Source organism: Bacillus sp. 007/AIA-02/001 (assembly GCF_004634455.1).
In the GTDB taxonomy this organism is placed as follows: Bacteria; Bacillota; Bacilli; order Bacillales; family Bacillaceae_G; genus Bacillus_A; species Bacillus_A cereus.
This window is the reverse complement of record NZ_SEIY01000010.1, coordinates 139332-155042: the sequence shown is the minus strand read 5'-3', so window position 1 is coordinate 155042 and position 15711 is coordinate 139332. Positions and strand designations below refer to the sequence as shown.

Genomic DNA, 15711 nt, shown 5'->3' with positions numbered 1-15711 from the left:
TCTAAATTATACAGGGGGAACGAACATGACCATTGAAAATCAATTTATTCAAAAAGTTTACTATAAAACATTTTTAACAGAAGAAACTTCTACTCCTGCATCGGAAGTACTCGGTGAAGCATATATAAATGAATCTAAAAATGAATTCTCCAACATTTCTAATATTCGATTTGCTCAAGGTGAATTTTATTATCAAAATAAAGATTTTGAAGCAGCTATATTTAAATGGGAAAAAGTAAATAATGCTCTTGCACTTTGGGCGACAAAAAATATTGCAGATGCTTATTTTGAACTAGGATTCTTACAAAAGGCAGAAGAAATTTATCAATCTATTCAAACGGAAGATACAACTCTTACGATGGAGGTTTCCTTACAACTTCTTTCTCTTTATATCGAACAAGATCGTTTAGGACTCGCTTTTAAGACGATTAGTGAAGCTGTTGCATTCCAACCGGATTATCCAAATATTACTGCAATTGCACGTTCTTTCTATGAAAAACAAGAAGATTGGAACAACGCTATCGAACTAGCTGTTCAAGAAGGTATTCGAACACAATCTTTACACTGGTTTGATACGTTAATAAATTACATAAACAAAGGATTTACAAAAAATATTAAGCCTGAATATTTCTATGAGTCTTTAAAAGCTCTATATGCTGTTGATCAAGCTCAATTTAAAGAGCTTGTTATTGCTCTTTGGAATAGCTATCAACATGAATCCTTATACCTTCCTTGGATTCAAAGTATTAATCATTTATTCTTGCATATTGAAACAGACAATAATGACGATTGGAATGAAATTTCTACTCGCTATCAAGAAACATACTTTGCATTAATTACCGGAAATCATTTTATGCATGAATTAAACGGACTTGTACCAAATTTATTAACAAATTGGTTTAGTTTAACGAAAGCAAAAGATTCTCTAGTTGTCTCTGCAGCAGTGTTAGCATGGAATGAAGTCTCACCTACAACTTTAGAATCATTACTCGTAAAAAGTGCTGGATCCTTACTTTCTAATACATCAGCTGAAGCAGATGTAAATATGGAAACAGTTTCTCATTTATTCGAAACAATCGCTGTATGGGCTGAGAAAAATGATGTAGATTTAAGTCATCAATTTACGCTACTAGTCCATGAACTATGTGATTTAAATGTCACACCACTACTAATAGCTGGAACTAGTGACCATGATAAAACATCATTTGTTAATTCAATATTGGGAGAGAACATCTTAACTGAAACTTTAACAACTCCTATTCTATTTAAAGACGCTAGTCAAACTGAAATAACAGAATTTACCGAGTTAGATATACGAAATATCCCTAACCTTGATGAATTCCATCAAATAACGACTACATCTGCTCAGTCAGAACTTGAGAAAAAATGTATAGAAATTAAGCTACCAAGTAGGTTTTTAAGAAAAAATAAGTTTACATTTCTTCTTACACCATCCATTCAAGAGCAATTGGATAAAAACAATGCATACTTTGAATACTTACAAGCAGCAGATAGTCTTGTTTACGTATTAAATTCTTCTTCACCATTGCATAGTAAAGAAATTGATACATTAATTTATTTACGTGAACAAGTACCAAACTTACAAATTCACTTCGTATTACACACAAATAATACGACTACTAATGAAAAACTAATTAGTAAACTTAAAGTACATTTTCCAGATGCACAATTCTTCCCATACTCTCCTTCGCAAGAGAGTAGCCAGCAACTTGGAGATGTAACAGAATCTATTCTCTCTAATCTTGCAAAACGCGATATAGAAAAAGAACGTATAGAAAAGCTAATATGGTTTACACAAAAGACAATTGCTTATCTCATAAATGAACGTGTGGAATTAGAAAATACATTAGTAAAATCCGTACGCTGGAATAAACACATCTCAGTGAAACTTACTGGATTTATTAATAACCTTACTGCTCTTGAAAAAGATAAAATTCGCTCTATTACCGAATCCTATCTTTTAACGAAAGAAGAAATTACACGAGATATACATTCTCAAATTCCTGAATTATTACAGAGTTGCTCTGATCTTGTTCAAGAAGATAGTGATTTCAAACTAGTTCATGAAGAATTAAATGCTGCAATGAATGAACGTGTTCAAAAGCATGTACAACAGGTACTTCTTCCTAAATTTACTGGGTCTATTCAAGAATGGATTGAAACAGCACATAATGAATTTATTCAAGCTCAAGCTTATTTAGATGAAATGAGTGAAACGTTTAATAAATTATATAAAGAAGAACGTATGAAACTTCCTTGCGATTTCAAATTATTAGATGATTGGAATCGAGATGTTGCACGAATGACAAATCGAATTACAGTAACGAACATCAATATTTTATTACGCTTTACACCGACACAGTTTTTCTTAAAAAGTGCCGGAAAATTATTTGGTAATATGCAAAAAAACCAATCTATGCTCGCCAACAAATATAAACAATATATTGAAACAGAAGACTATACAGAAATTGCTCACACAATTTCCAAACAATTCTTCCTTCAATTTGAAGTATTTGAAGGTGCATTAGAACGTGATATCATGATGTTCTTCAAAGATCCACTTAATATATTGAAACAAAATGTAGATGCAGCTCAACTTGAGATACAGGAAGACGAGCAAACATTAGCGACGCTAAGAAGCAATCCAGAAACATATCATGATCCTTTGGCGTTATTTAAACTACAATTACTACAACATAAATTTGTTTTAAGTACTACAAAGAAACATGAAGATATCTTTGTATCAAACGAATCTCCTACTGTTTAACAAAAAAACCAAGCAAACTAAAATTTGCTTGGTTTTTTTACTTTATTATTTTCATATGTTCAAACGGATAATAAATGCCTGCTAACTTTCCTAACACATCTTCTCTATCAATAAAACCTAAACCATTTCTACTATCTTTACTTATTAAGCGATTATCTCCCATAACAAAAATCTTATTTTTAGGAACTGTAATCGGTCCAAAGTCCTCTGTTAAATTCATAAGTTTTTTTTCTGCTTGTTTTTTATTACTATCCAAATACTCTTCATCTTTCACTTCAGAATTTACATATAATTGATCATTTCTCATCTCAATTATATCTCCAGGCAATCCAATCACTCTTTTGACATAAAAATTATCTGTTTTCACAACAATAATATCTTCTCTCCCATAGCTTTCAAATTGTTTTGCTAACTTATTAACAATCACCTTATCTCCATCTTGCAACGTTGGCCTCATAGATGCTCCTTTTACAGTCGTCGGAAAAAACACAAAAAATTTCGCCAAAAACACCAATAAACATGCAATTGCAATAGTTCCAAAGAATTCACGCCAACGTTTTTTCTTTTGCATCATTTCACCAACTCATCATCTTTTTACTTTTATTATAAATAATACGACCGATGATTTTCTACAAAATTCTGAATTATAAAATTACAATATTAGAAATTTTAAAATAAAAATACTGATCAAATTAACAAGCAAAAAAGATACTCTCAAAATAGTCTATCCACTATTTTGAGAGTATCTTTTTATAATCCCACATATATAATACACATTTGAGCAGCTACATATGTAAACCAAATCCAAAGTGGCTCATACTTCAATTTACGCCCTCCGATATCTGTCACGCCAATAATGAAATCAGAAATTACAAACAGTAAGCCACCAAACGCTGGTATCCACCATATCCCTGTATTTTCATAATATAAGGCGAATGCAAAGCAAGCCATTCCTCCAACCCACAATCCGTAAATTAGAGCTCCTATCGTAAACAACTTATCCTGTTTATCATTTCGGATAAAGAAGAACCATCCTACAATTAGAAAGAGCCCATATACGAGTAAGCCAATCCAAAAACCATTCCATGAAATTCCTGTTTGCAAAAATGCTTTTACATAAAAACAATGAGCAACAGCGAAAGTAACCATCCCTCCAATTAATCGATGACCAATTGGAATCAGCCCAGCCATAAACAAATCTCCCACAGTTGATAAAGTCATACCAAGTGCAACCCACGTACTATACTCTACAGATGGATCTTGTAACCATATGCAAATTGCACTACCTGTTAAAGAAAAACTAAGAATAAGACGAATTGCTAAAGGTAACGGCATATTATCTTTCGTTCTTTTTGTCTGCCCCATTGCATAAATTGCACCAATAAAAAAAAGAAATATTTGCCCAATTAACACCACGTAAAGTAGATTCATAATATTTTCTCCTCAATAAATGCTTTTTGTATCTTTTTTCGTTACACTTAGTCTATTATCCTTTTTCTATAAAAAAAGAAGAACAGTACTGTTCTTCCATTGTAATCGCTTTTCTGCTCTCTATGCTACTTGTTTTTCTTGCTCCATTTTTTGCTTAGCTGGTGTCCTATTTACCACAATGATTCCCGCGGCTACACATGCTAAACCGAGTAGCACAAATGAATGAATTGCTTCACCTAAAATCATGCTCGATAATAACACACCAAATACGGGTATAAAGAACATATACATAGATACTTTTCCAACCTTGTTATACTTCATAATTGTATTCCAAATGCAAAAACCAGCTGCAGATAAGAAAGATAAATAAATTAGCATAAGTAGTGCATGTAGACTAAATGTAAATGGCATGACTCCAACTTGTAAAGCCCCTATACATAATAATCCTGTAGAACCAAAAATCATTTGGTATGCTGTCATATAACCAATATCTAATGTTTTACTACCTTCTTTTGCTAATATGTTTCCATATGAATACAGCATTGCTGCACTAAGAAGTAATAAGCTTCCGATCCCAAAATGAAATGATAAGCTACCATCACTCGGCACATTTACTAAAATGACGCCACAAAAACCAATAGATACCCCAATTAATTTTCGCATATTGAGAGCATCATCTTTATATAAAAAATGGGCGAGTAAAATTTGAAAGAATGATGATGTTCCTGAAATGATAGCTCCTTCAATTCCTGAACTATAACTCATTCCAATGTAAAAACAGATATATTGAAGAAACGTTTGGAATAAACCAATTTGTATTAACTGTTTCCCTGTTCCTTTTTTGAAGCTCATATCTTTTCCTAACACTTTAAAGAATAATAAGAGCATGACTCCAGATAAAAAGAAACGATAACCGGCAAATAATATTTGCTCTCCAACTTCTTGTGGTTGAATTCCAAGTTCAACATAACTTAATTTAATAAAAGGAAATGCGCTTCCCCATAAAAAAGTTGCTACTATTGCAGCAATAAATACGCCAATCGGATGGGTAAAAATTTTCTCTGTCTTCACTTGTTGTCTTCCTTTCCGATCTTTTTATGAACAATATTCATATATACCAGAGGAGTTGCGAAAACACAAGTTTTCCGTTTATACTTGAAACAAAACCGTACCATCTCATAAAAACATATGATATACTATAGAATAATTACAACATAAGAACTATTAAAAACAGATTCAACAGAAATGCTGCTATCCATTATGGATGGCAGCTTTCGTCGTTTTATAGGGGTTTCGATTTTGATTATTTTTCTCAATAAGAATGCGGAAGGAGCGGGTAGTAATGAACTCAGAAGTAAAAACGTTACAGTCAAAAGAAACAATTTCTCATCCCTCTTTATGGGACACATTAAAAAAACATTATGAACTTGTATTTGCAGTAGCATCTGGTATTTTTATTTTAGTTGGCTGGTTATTCACAAAGAACGATGTAATGAATGTAAGTATTACTTGCTATATCCTTGCTTATTTAGTTGGTGGATATGCAAAAGCGAAAGAAGGCATTGAAGATACGATTGAAGAAAAAGAGCTAAATGTTGAAATGCTAATGCTCTTTGCAGCTATTGGTGCTGCAATTATTGGCTACTGGGCAGAAGGGGCTATCTTAATCTTTATCTTTGCGCTCAGCGGTGCTATGGAATCTTATACATTAAGTAAGAGCCAAAAAGAAATTTCCGCTCTTCTTGACTTACAACCCGAAGAAGCATTACGCATTTCCAACGGAACGGAGGAACGTGTTCCTGTTGGAGAGTTACAAATTAACGACATTATTTTAATTAAACCAGGTGAACGTGTTCCCGCTGACGGTACGATTCATAACGGTGAAACAAATATTGATGAAGCAGCAATCACGGGAGAACCTATTCCAAATGAGAAAAGACATGGCGATGAAGTATTTGCAGGTACTGTAAATTTACGTGGTGCTATCGAAGTTAAAATTACGAAGCCAAGCGATCAAACATTATTCCAAAAAATTATCCGTCTCGTCCAAAGTGCACAAAGTGAAAAATCACCATCACAACTATTCATCGAAAAGTTTGAAGGAACATACGTAAAAGGTGTACTACTCGTTGTTGCGCTTATGATGTTCGTTCCTCATTTCTTACTTGACTGGAGCTGGAATGAAACGTTTTATCGCGCTATGATCTTACTTGTAGTCGCATCTCCTTGTGCACTCGTTGCTGCCATTACACCAGCAACGTTATCTGCAATTTCTAACGGAGCAAGAAATGGAATTCTCTTTAAAGGTGGCATACATTTAGAACGCCTCGCTTCAGTAAAAGCAATCGCCTTTGATAAAACAGGAACATTAACAGAAGGAAAACCTACCGTAACAGATGTATATGTTCGAGAAAATATGACAGAAAAAGAAGTACTTTCTATTACAGCATCCATTGAAAGTCACTCTACACATCCTTTGGCTGCATCTATTGTTAAATATGCACAACATGCGTACGACATTACATTAAAAAAACCTGAAAAGGTTGAAGATGTAACTGGTTTTGGGCTAAAAGGAATATTCGAAAACAACGCTTATAAAATAGGTAAAGCTGATTTTATCGGTGAAGAAACAAAAACATTTCATAATGGTATTTCTGCCTCACTTGAAAAGGAAGGTAAAACTGTCGTTTATATTAGTGATGAGGGAGGCATTCTTGGACTTATCGCTTTAAAAGATACGCTTCGCCAAGAAACAATAGCTGCTATTCGTGAATTACAAAGCATTGGTGTCGAAGCAATTATGATTACTGGAGATAATGAAGAAACGGCAAAAGCAATTGCCTCTGAAAGTAATATAAAGGAATATTACGCATCATGTTTACCAGAAACAAAAGTTGAAACGATTAAAAAGTTAAAAGAAAAATACGGTACAGTAGCAATGGTCGGAGACGGTATAAATGATGCACCTGCACTAGCTACTGCTAGCATTGGTGTCGCAATGGGAGAAGGAACAGATGTAGCTTTAGAAACTGCGGATGTTGTACTGATGAAGAACGAACTATCTCGTCTTTCCCAAGCAATTCGTTTATCAAAACGAATGAACCGTATTGTGAAGCAAAACGTAATCTTTTCGCTAGCCGTTATTGCCATGCTAATTTGTTCAAACTTCTTGCAATTTTTAGCTCTTCCATTCGGTGTTATTGGCCATGAAGGAAGTACGATTCTTGTCATTTTGAATGGCTTACGATTATTAAAAGGCAGCAAATAAAACGGGTCCCTCATAGAGGACCCGTTTTTTTTAATGATAGCTATTATGACCGTTCGCACTGCTACTCGTTTTATGCTTTGGATGCGAACTGCTCTTTTGTTTATTATTACTTTTATTATTATGGTTCTTTTTATTATTACTCATGAAATATCCCCCCTGTTCCTTTTTATTATGGAACAAGAGCTCATTATTCATTACGGGAATTATTGTCACCGGTTCTATAATGGTGGAGTAAACCATTAATTTCACCGCCAAGTAAAATTACCCATCCAGTTAAGTAAAACCATAACATTAAAATAATGATACCACCGAGACCACCATATGTATTGGCGTAATTCGCAAACTTATCTACATAATAAGCAAATGAGTACGATACCACAATCCATCCTACAGTAGCAAATAACGCCCCTGAAATAACTTCTCTTCTTTTTAACTTTCGATCTGGGGCAAATGTATATAAGAAACTAAACAAAGCAAATAGCACGAAGAAACTCGCTACTAATCGTGTAATGCTCCACACGAAAGAAAAACTATCTGATAAACCGAGTGCTTTAAACACTGCTGCTCCAATAACTTGTCCGAATACCGGAACAATTAACGCAAAGACAATCATAAAAATAATAGCTAATGTAAACACAATTGATAACGCTCTTGTTGTAATAAAAGAACGTGTTTCCTTCACGTCATAAGCGCGGTTAAAAGCATTCATAACCGCATTAACACCATTTGAGGCAAACCATAACATGGATAATAAACCAAATGATAATAAACCACCATTTTGCTGGTTTACAACTTTATCTACATTTACCTCAATTAAGTTCATTGCATCATCTGGTACATAAACCTCTAATAAACTAAGCACATCCTCTGTTTGAATGGGAATAAATCCAAGAAGCGTAATTAAGAAAACGAGCCCAGGAAAAATTGCAAGCAAGAAGAAATAAGCGAGCTGTGCTGCCAAGCCCGCTACATCATCGCGCATCGTCCGGTCATATAAATCTTTACCAAACGAATAAGTACGATTTCTTCTCACCTTTTCTAAAATTTTTCTCATATATGTTTAAACGCTTTTCTTCTCTTCTTTATCTTGCTTTAACTCAATGTACGCTTCAGTTTTTTTTTCCACTGCATTTGAGTCTTTCATAAATAATTCACGCGCTTCTTTCATACCACCATCTTCAGCAACTACTGGCTCTTCTTCTGCTTTCAGCTCATCTACCTTTGGAGATACAGCTTGAATTTCAATCGTTTCTGGCTTTTCTTCTGGCTCAACTTTTTTCTTACTAAAAATTTCTTTCGTTTCTTTTAACGTCTCTACAACAGATGGCGTTAATTTTTTAATTTCTGCTACTTTCGCTTTTACCACATTGAAATCAGCAAGTTCGCGTCCTTTATCTGTAACAGTTTGCACTTTTTCTTTGATCTTTGCATTTTCACCAATTTCAATCATCTTTGTTTTTGCTTTTTCTGCTGTATTTTTTACTTTTTCACGGTTTTCTTTCTTTAACATGGATACAGCTACACCTGCCGCTACACCAATCGCAATGTTTCGAGCAATATTATTTTTCTTTGCCATATTCCTTCACCCTTTCATTTCTTATGTTAGAAAGTATTTCTTTCTAAGCTTCCTCATATTCCTTGTTCATTTCGAATGAAAGCTAATAGCTTTGCACACCCTTCTGTTACAAGGTCATATACTTCTTGGAAATTCCCTGTATAGTAAGGGTCAGGAACGTCTGTCCAGCCACCGTCTGGAACAAAGTCGGACAGCCTACCAATATAGCCTCCAGTTTTACCTAAACTTTTTAAATCTGCTATATTCTTGTTGTCCATGGCAATAATATAATCAAACTTTGTTAAGTCTTCTTTTTCTACTTGCCTTGCTTTAATTCCTTCAAAAGTGACTGCATTTTCTTTTAAAATTTTTTGTGTTCCTTTATGTGGCGGATGGCCAACATGCCAATCTCCAGTTCCTGCAGAATCAATGACAATTTTCTCTTCAAGTCCCTCTTTTACGACAAGATTTCGAAAAATCGCTTCTGCCATCGGAGAACGGCAAATGTTCCCAAGACAAACAAACAATACTTGAACCATACTTTTGTTTCTTCCCTTCTTGGTGCATTTCTTGGTGCATTTCTTTATATATACTTATAGTATAAACAACCAATTATTAAATATAAAGGAAATCCCTACTAATTTAATGGGATTGAAAAGATTCATTAACGAAAATGATAAAAAATGTTAAGATAGCCTTATGTTATTTTAAAGGGGGACACTTCGGTGGATTTATCCGTAAAGTCAGAAGAAAACGTTGAATATATGGTCGAAGCTATTAAAGAAAAATTACGTATGGTTAATGCTGGAGCGATGAGAGCTGCTAGTTTTAACGAAGAAATGTACGAAGATTTACGTGACATTTATAATCATGTTATGAAACGTGAAACATTCAGCATTAGTGAAATGCAAGCTATTACAGAAGAATTAGGTACATTAATTAAAAAGTAAAAAAGCCTCTCTTATATGAGGCTCTTTTTTATTTCCAACAAATTCATGACAACTCTTCTCTTTCCCTCAACCAACTGTAAAATATTGTACAATAGAAGTAGAACCTCACCTTAGATTTTTCTCCATACATACTACTCACAAATAATAGCAACACTACCATTGCTAACTGTTTTTACTGGAGGTGCTTACTTATGAGCAATTGGTACAGTAAGACGAAAGATCAAACATTAATTGACCTAGAAACAAACGAACAACACGGTTTAACAGATGAAATTGTAAGTGAACGTTTAAAGCAATACGGTTCTAATGAATTAGCTACAAAACAAAAACGCACTTTATGGCAGCGTATTTTCGCCCAAATTAATGACGTCCTCGTATATGTCCTTATTATTGCTGCCCTTATTTCTGCCTTTGTAGGTGAATGGGCGGATGCCAGTATTATCGCGCTTGTTGTAGTTTTAAATGCTGTTATCGGTGTTGTCCAAGAATCTAAAGCAGAACAAGCTTTAGAGGCACTAAAAAAGATGGCAACACCTAAAGCTATCGTCAAGAGACATGGTGAACTAAAAGAAATTCCATCTGAACACGTCGTTCCAGGGGATATCGTTATGCTCGATGCCGGACGATATATCCCATGCGATTTACGCCTTATTGAAACCGCAAATTTAAAAGTTGAAGAATCTGCTCTAACTGGTGAATCTGTCCCTGTTGATAAAGATGCAATCTACCACCCTTCCATGCAAAGTGATGAACAAGTACCACTCGGCGATCAAAAAAACATGGCCTTTATGTCTACTCTTGTAACATACGGAAGAGGCGTCGGTGTTGCTGTTGAAACTGGAATGAACTCACAAATTGGTAAGATTGCTACCCTTTTACATGAAGCAGACGATGATATGACACCACTTCAAAAAAGCTTAGCACAAGTCGGAAAATATTTAGGCTTTGTCGCTGTAGCTATTTGTATCATTATGTTCCTCATCGGTTTTTTACAAGGCCGGGATACGTTAGAAATGTTTATGACTGCTATTAGTTTAGCCGTTGCAGCTATTCCAGAAGGCTTGCCAGCTATCGTTTCCATCGTTCTTGCAATTGGTGTGCAACGTATGATTAAACAAAACGTTATCATTCGCAAACTACCAGCTGTTGAGGCCCTCGGTTCTGTCACAATTATTTGTTCAGATAAAACAGGTACGTTAACGCAAAATAAAATGACCGTTACTCACTTTTATAGTGATAACACATACGATCGCTTAGAAAGTTTAAATGTAAATAATGATGTGCAACGTCTATTGTTAGAAAATATGGTGCTATGTAATGATGCGTCTTATAATAAAGAATCACAAACGGGAGACCCGACTGAAATTGCACTTCTCGTTGCTGGAACCACTTTTAACATGCAAAAAGATTATTTAGAAAAAATACATGAACGTGTTAACGAAGTACCTTTCGATTCAGATCGTAAAATGATGTCAACCGTGCATACATACGATGAAAGCTACTATAGCATGACGAAAGGCGCTATTGATAAGCTCTTACCTCGATGTACCCATATTTTTAAAAACGGCAAAATCGAGATTTTAACTGATTCTGATAAAAATCAAATATTAGAAGCTGCCGGATCAATGTCTCAAGAAGCTTTAAGAGTACTTTCATTCGCATTTAAACAATACGATTCAAACGATGTGGATATAAATCATCTTGAAGAAAACCTCATCTTTATTGGTCTTGTCGGTATGATTGATCCACCGCGAACTGAAGTGAAAGATTCAATTAAAGAATGTAAAAAAGCCGGTATTCGCACAGTTATGATTACTGGTGACCATAAAGATACCGCCTTTGCAATTGCCAAAGAACTTGGTATTGCTGAAGAAATATCTGAAATTATGATCGGAACTGAATTAGATAACATTTCAGATACAGAGCTAGCAAGCAAAATTAATCATTTAAATGTATTCGCCAGAGTCTCTCCAGAACATAAAGTAAAAATTGTAAAGGCATTGCGTGCAAAGGGAAATATCGTTTCTATGACTGGTGATGGTGTCAATGACGCTCCATCTTTAAAGCAAGCGGATGTTGGCGTAGCGATGGGCATTACAGGAACAGACGTTGCAAAAGGGGCAGCAGATGTCGTGTTAACAGATGATAATTTCTCATCTATTGTGAAAGCCGTTGAAGAAGGTAGAAATATTTATCGTAACATAAAAAAATCAATTCTCTTCCTACTCTCTTGTAACTTCGGAGAAATTATCACTTTATTTTTAGCCATTTTACTCGGCTGGGCAACACCACTACGACCTATTCACATTTTGTGGGTAAATTTAATTACAGATACCCTGCCTGCATTATCACTTGGGGTTGATCCTGAAGATCCTGATGTGATGAAGGAAAAACCACGACATGCGAAAGAAAGCTTATTTAGTGGTAGCGTTCCTTTCCTTATTTTCAATGGGATTGTCATTGGGCTTTTGACGCTAATAGCCTTTATCGCCGGAGCAAAGTTCTATACTGGAGATACACATTTATTCCCTCTTTTCCCAGAGCAAATTGATGAGGATGCTCTATTACACGCTCAAACGATGGCATTTGTCGTTCTTAGTTTTTCTCAGCTCGTTCATTCATTTAACTTGCGTTCAAGAACGAAATCCATTTTTTCAATTGGGATCTTTACAAATAAATATTTAGTCTTCTCTCTTCTTATCGGTATTTTAATGCAAGTTTGTATCATCTCTATCCCACCTCTTGCAAATATATTCGGTGTGCATGCATTAACGATGCGAGATTGGGGATTTGTTCTCTTATTAAGTATCATTCCACTTGTTGTGAATGAGATTATTAAATTAGTGAAGAGAAACTAAAAGGCAATGAGGACTCTTCCTCATTGCCTTTTCATTTACCCTTGTAATTCTTTTTTAATGTTTTCAGTTAATGTAGCCATACGTTTGCGGCTTTCTTCACGCTCACGTTTATTTTGTTCTTCAATTTGTTGTGTTTCTTGCATACCTCTTGAAATAATGTTCCAAGTTTCCTCAAGTGTTTCCATCTTAATACTAGAAGAACCTGATAATCTCGCTACTTCTACACTTTGCGTTGCGATATTCTGTGCATTTTTCTTAAGTAATTCATTTGTACGGCGATCCAGTTCAGCCATAGAATCTGCAACAAGCTTTTGACGCTTCGCATTTACCGCTTGAATGATACCATTTTTAAAGATAGGAATCGTTGTAATAAATGCTGTATTAATTTTACCAATTAATTTATTATTACCACGTTGAATCATACGAATTTGTGGTGCTGTAAGTAGCGCAACCATACGCGCTTTTTCTAAATCATCAATACGTTGCTCTAAAATTTCAACCGAGTTTTTAAGCGACTCTAATTCAATACCTGCTAATTGATCATTATTACGCACACGCTCTTCATACATCGGAACTAACTCTGTATTTAAACGCTCTAATAACATTTCTCCTGCTACTACGTACTTCTCTAAGTCTAAATAATATTTTAAGTTTTGCTCATACAAGCCATCTAACGTACCAATTGATTTTTTCATCTCATCTTGGTACTTCGTAATTTCCACATACACTTTATCAATTTCACGGCCCATCGTTTGATACTTGCTAAAGATTTGTTCAATCATTTTATCCGCTTTTTTGAACATACGTGAGAAGAAACCACTTTTCTCTTCCGCAAAGTCTTTGCTATCAAATCTGTCCATAATTTTACCAAGCTGTTTTAATAATTCACCAGAATCTTCTATCTTTGATAATGACATTGTATGTAAAATTTGATCAGCAAAACGTGAAATTTCCATAGAAGGTTCTTTTCCAAGTTCAATTAATTCTAATTGATCTTTAATATCTACCGCATTATAAATACGTTGTACATCCGCATCTTGTCTAAGTTGCAAGCGAACATCTTGTGCTGTTTGCTCATTTAATTCTGTTTTCGGATCTAGTACGACTGGGTTATTCATATGGTATTCTCCCTTTCCTTATAAAAATGGACGAAATAGTCCTTTTATTGTTTGTGATAAATTTTTATAGGCTGATGAACCATGAAACTCAAGATCGAAATTAACCTCTTCAAGCCAATGGGAATCAAATGCCCCCGCTTCAATATACGGTTCAATATCGTTTCTTCCCGTTGGATTGAAATGGAATACATCTACTCCAATTTGATTTAAAAATAGTAATAAAACAGCATCAGAACGAGTTAACTCTCCACTCTTCTCATTATTAAATATAACAATTTTCGGCACATCTTGTGAATAATCAAATTTCTCAAGCTGTTCTAAAATATTCGGTGGTATTTGAGAAAGTTGCGCGAAAACATATAGCGCTACATCTTGTTTTGTCTCTTTCGCAATTGGTTTGCACATTTCACTTTCACACGTATGGATAATCGCTTCTGCAATCCCATGTTGTAAACCTTCCGGTAAACGCTTATGCGGCCACCAATGGCTATTCATAATTAGATCCGGATGTAATTTCCCAGCTCGGTCTAATGCATCTCGATAATGATATTGGAAGTTTGCTTTTTGCTCTTTCGTAAATGGGAATGTATTAACTAGTATACTGTTATCAAATGATGTAACAGCCTTTAATCGTTGAAAATACTCTTTATCATTCTTTGAAACGCCTGATATTTTCGCAAATAAAGAAGGGATATAAATATGTTTATTTTCAACAAAGAATGTCGGGCGTACAAACGCCTTTTCTTTCGTAATTAAAAAGAGCTCATCATATGTTGTTTTTAGTGTACGAGCTACAGGCGTATAGGAACGGAATTGCCACGGCTTGTACAGCAGTGAATTATCGTGGTGAAGTACTTGCTCAATTTCTTTTGAAGCTTGATACGCTACTGTTGCCACACGCTCGCGGCGGCGATCTGGAAATGGTTCAAGAGAAATACGGCCTGGATGAGACACAATAAAGGTCCTTCCCTCTTCATCAACATTCTCAAATCCATCTTTTCCTTCTGGGTGATAATAAAGCACATCACAACCGAGCATAATAAGAAAGTATAAGAAATATATACGGCTTTCCTGTGCATCACCATACCAAACGATACGCGGCATCTGTTTCTTATAATTAATCGTAGAAAACCACTTCGCTACATAATTTTCGCTTAGTTTAATTATGTCGATTAAGAAACGACGGAAGCCTTCTGTCTTTAACGACTGATTATGTTGTTTCTCATATAATTTCAATAGTGAAATAAACGTCGTATGTATGTAATGCTGTAAATCAGGATTGTCTACTTTCGGTAAAAGTTGTTTCCCAGATAAGTGTGCAACTAACCTATTTACTGTCAGACCATTTGGTGCTTCTTGATGTAATCCGAACACTTCTTGAATATGACGAAGCTTTTCCGAATCAATCACTTTGTTTAAATTTTGTTCGTGTAAAACTTCGATTCCTTTCGCTTCACTATAATCAAACAGTTCATTAAAATATTCATCTACATCATTAGGAACGCCAAGGATTCGACATGCTATATAACTAAATTTCATCTCATTCTCTGTCAGTTCATATTGTGGACGTTTTTCTAAAAGCGTTTCAAATTGCTTTAAATCTGATTCATCTTTTAATGCATATGGTTGAAGTGTAAAACGTGAAAACACAACAGTTCACCTCCAAAAACAGTTACGTTTTTTCTAAGTCCTTCTTCTATTATAAACTATTTTTTGTTATAAAAAATGGGCGCTCGCAAAACG

The 15711-nt window shown here is 34.8% G+C and carries 12 protein-coding genes; 4 read left to right on the top strand and 8 right to left on the bottom strand.

Features of this window, described 5'->3' with window-relative positions; genetic code table 11:
• Positions 1-25 precede the first annotated feature (25 nt).
• The gene (locus ES895_RS19305; RefSeq protein WP_135238569.1) at positions 26-2788 is read left to right on the top strand and encodes a tetratricopeptide repeat protein; all 2763 of its coding nucleotides are present in this window, start codon (positions 26-28) and stop codon (positions 2786-2788) included.
• Positions 2789-2825: 37 nt separating this feature from the next.
• Here the strand turns inward: ES895_RS19305 and lepB are convergent, their stop codons facing one another.
• The 3 genes from lepB to ES895_RS19290 form a co-directional block, all read right to left on the bottom strand.
• On the bottom strand, positions 2826-3362 hold the full coding sequence (gene lepB / locus ES895_RS19300) for a signal peptidase I (protein WP_000983302.1): 537 nt from the start codon (positions 3360-3362) through the stop codon (positions 2826-2828).
• A gap of 176 nt (positions 3363-3538) precedes the next feature.
• Positions 3539-4219 carry a lysoplasmalogenase gene (locus ES895_RS19295; RefSeq protein WP_001051073.1) on the bottom strand — a complete coding sequence of 227 codons (681 nt, stop codon included), beginning with the start codon at positions 4217-4219 and terminating at the stop codon, positions 3539-3541.
• A 120-nt stretch (positions 4220-4339) separates the two neighbouring features.
• Positions 4340-5290: a DMT family transporter gene (locus tag ES895_RS19290; RefSeq protein WP_000845729.1), complete on the bottom strand. Its 951-nt coding sequence runs from the start codon at positions 5288-5290 to the stop codon at positions 4340-4342.
• A gap of 271 nt (positions 5291-5561) precedes the next feature.
• Here ES895_RS19290 and ES895_RS19285 point away from each other — a divergent pair, with 271 nt between their 5' ends.
• Positions 5562-7487: a heavy metal translocating P-type ATPase gene (locus tag ES895_RS19285; RefSeq protein ID WP_135238568.1), complete on the top strand. Its 1926-nt coding sequence runs from the start codon at positions 5562-5564 to the stop codon at positions 7485-7487.
• Positions 7488-7674: 187 nt separating this feature from the next.
• Here ES895_RS19285 and ES895_RS19280 read toward each other — a convergent pair whose 3' ends face one another.
• From ES895_RS19280 to ES895_RS19270, 3 genes are read right to left on the bottom strand one after another with little or no spacing between them, the layout of a single operon-like run.
• Complete coding sequence (locus ES895_RS19280) at positions 7675-8541, bottom strand: YihY/virulence factor BrkB family protein (RefSeq protein ID WP_001226536.1); 867 nt, start codon at positions 8539-8541, stop codon at positions 7675-7677.
• A gap of 6 nt (positions 8542-8547) precedes the next feature.
• Entirely contained in the window at positions 8548-9063 is a 516-nt protein-coding gene (locus tag ES895_RS19275; RefSeq protein WP_001085388.1) for a DUF4075 domain-containing protein, read from the bottom strand.
• A gap of 53 nt (positions 9064-9116) precedes the next feature.
• Positions 9117-9581 (bottom strand): low molecular weight protein-tyrosine-phosphatase, encoded by a 465-nt coding sequence (locus tag ES895_RS19270; RefSeq protein ID WP_000250916.1) that lies wholly within the window; start codon positions 9579-9581, stop codon positions 9117-9119.
• Between the two features lie 186 nt (positions 9582-9767).
• On the opposite strand from ES895_RS19270, the gene ES895_RS19265 reads away from it, so the two are divergent.
• On the top strand, positions 9768-9992 hold the full coding sequence (locus ES895_RS19265) for a DUF1128 domain-containing protein (RefSeq protein ID WP_000366199.1): 225 nt from the start codon (positions 9768-9770) through the stop codon (positions 9990-9992).
• A 191-nt stretch (positions 9993-10183) separates the two neighbouring features.
• Positions 10184-12850, top strand: coding sequence for a cation-translocating P-type ATPase (locus ES895_RS19260; RefSeq protein WP_097814220.1), 2667 nt, complete (start codon positions 10184-10186; stop codon positions 12848-12850).
• 35 nt (positions 12851-12885) lie between these two features.
• Here the strand turns inward: ES895_RS19260 and ES895_RS19255 are convergent, their stop codons facing one another.
• Positions 12886-13968, bottom strand: a complete 1083-nt coding sequence (locus ES895_RS19255; protein ID WP_001064409.1) for a toxic anion resistance protein — start codon at positions 13966-13968, stop codon at positions 12886-12888.
• 18 nt (positions 13969-13986) lie between these two features.
• A complete protein-coding gene (locus tag ES895_RS19250) occupies positions 13987-15618 on the bottom strand; it encodes a YceG family protein (protein WP_000492864.1) in 1632 nt (543 codons plus the stop codon).
• Positions 15619-15711 lie beyond the last annotated feature (93 nt).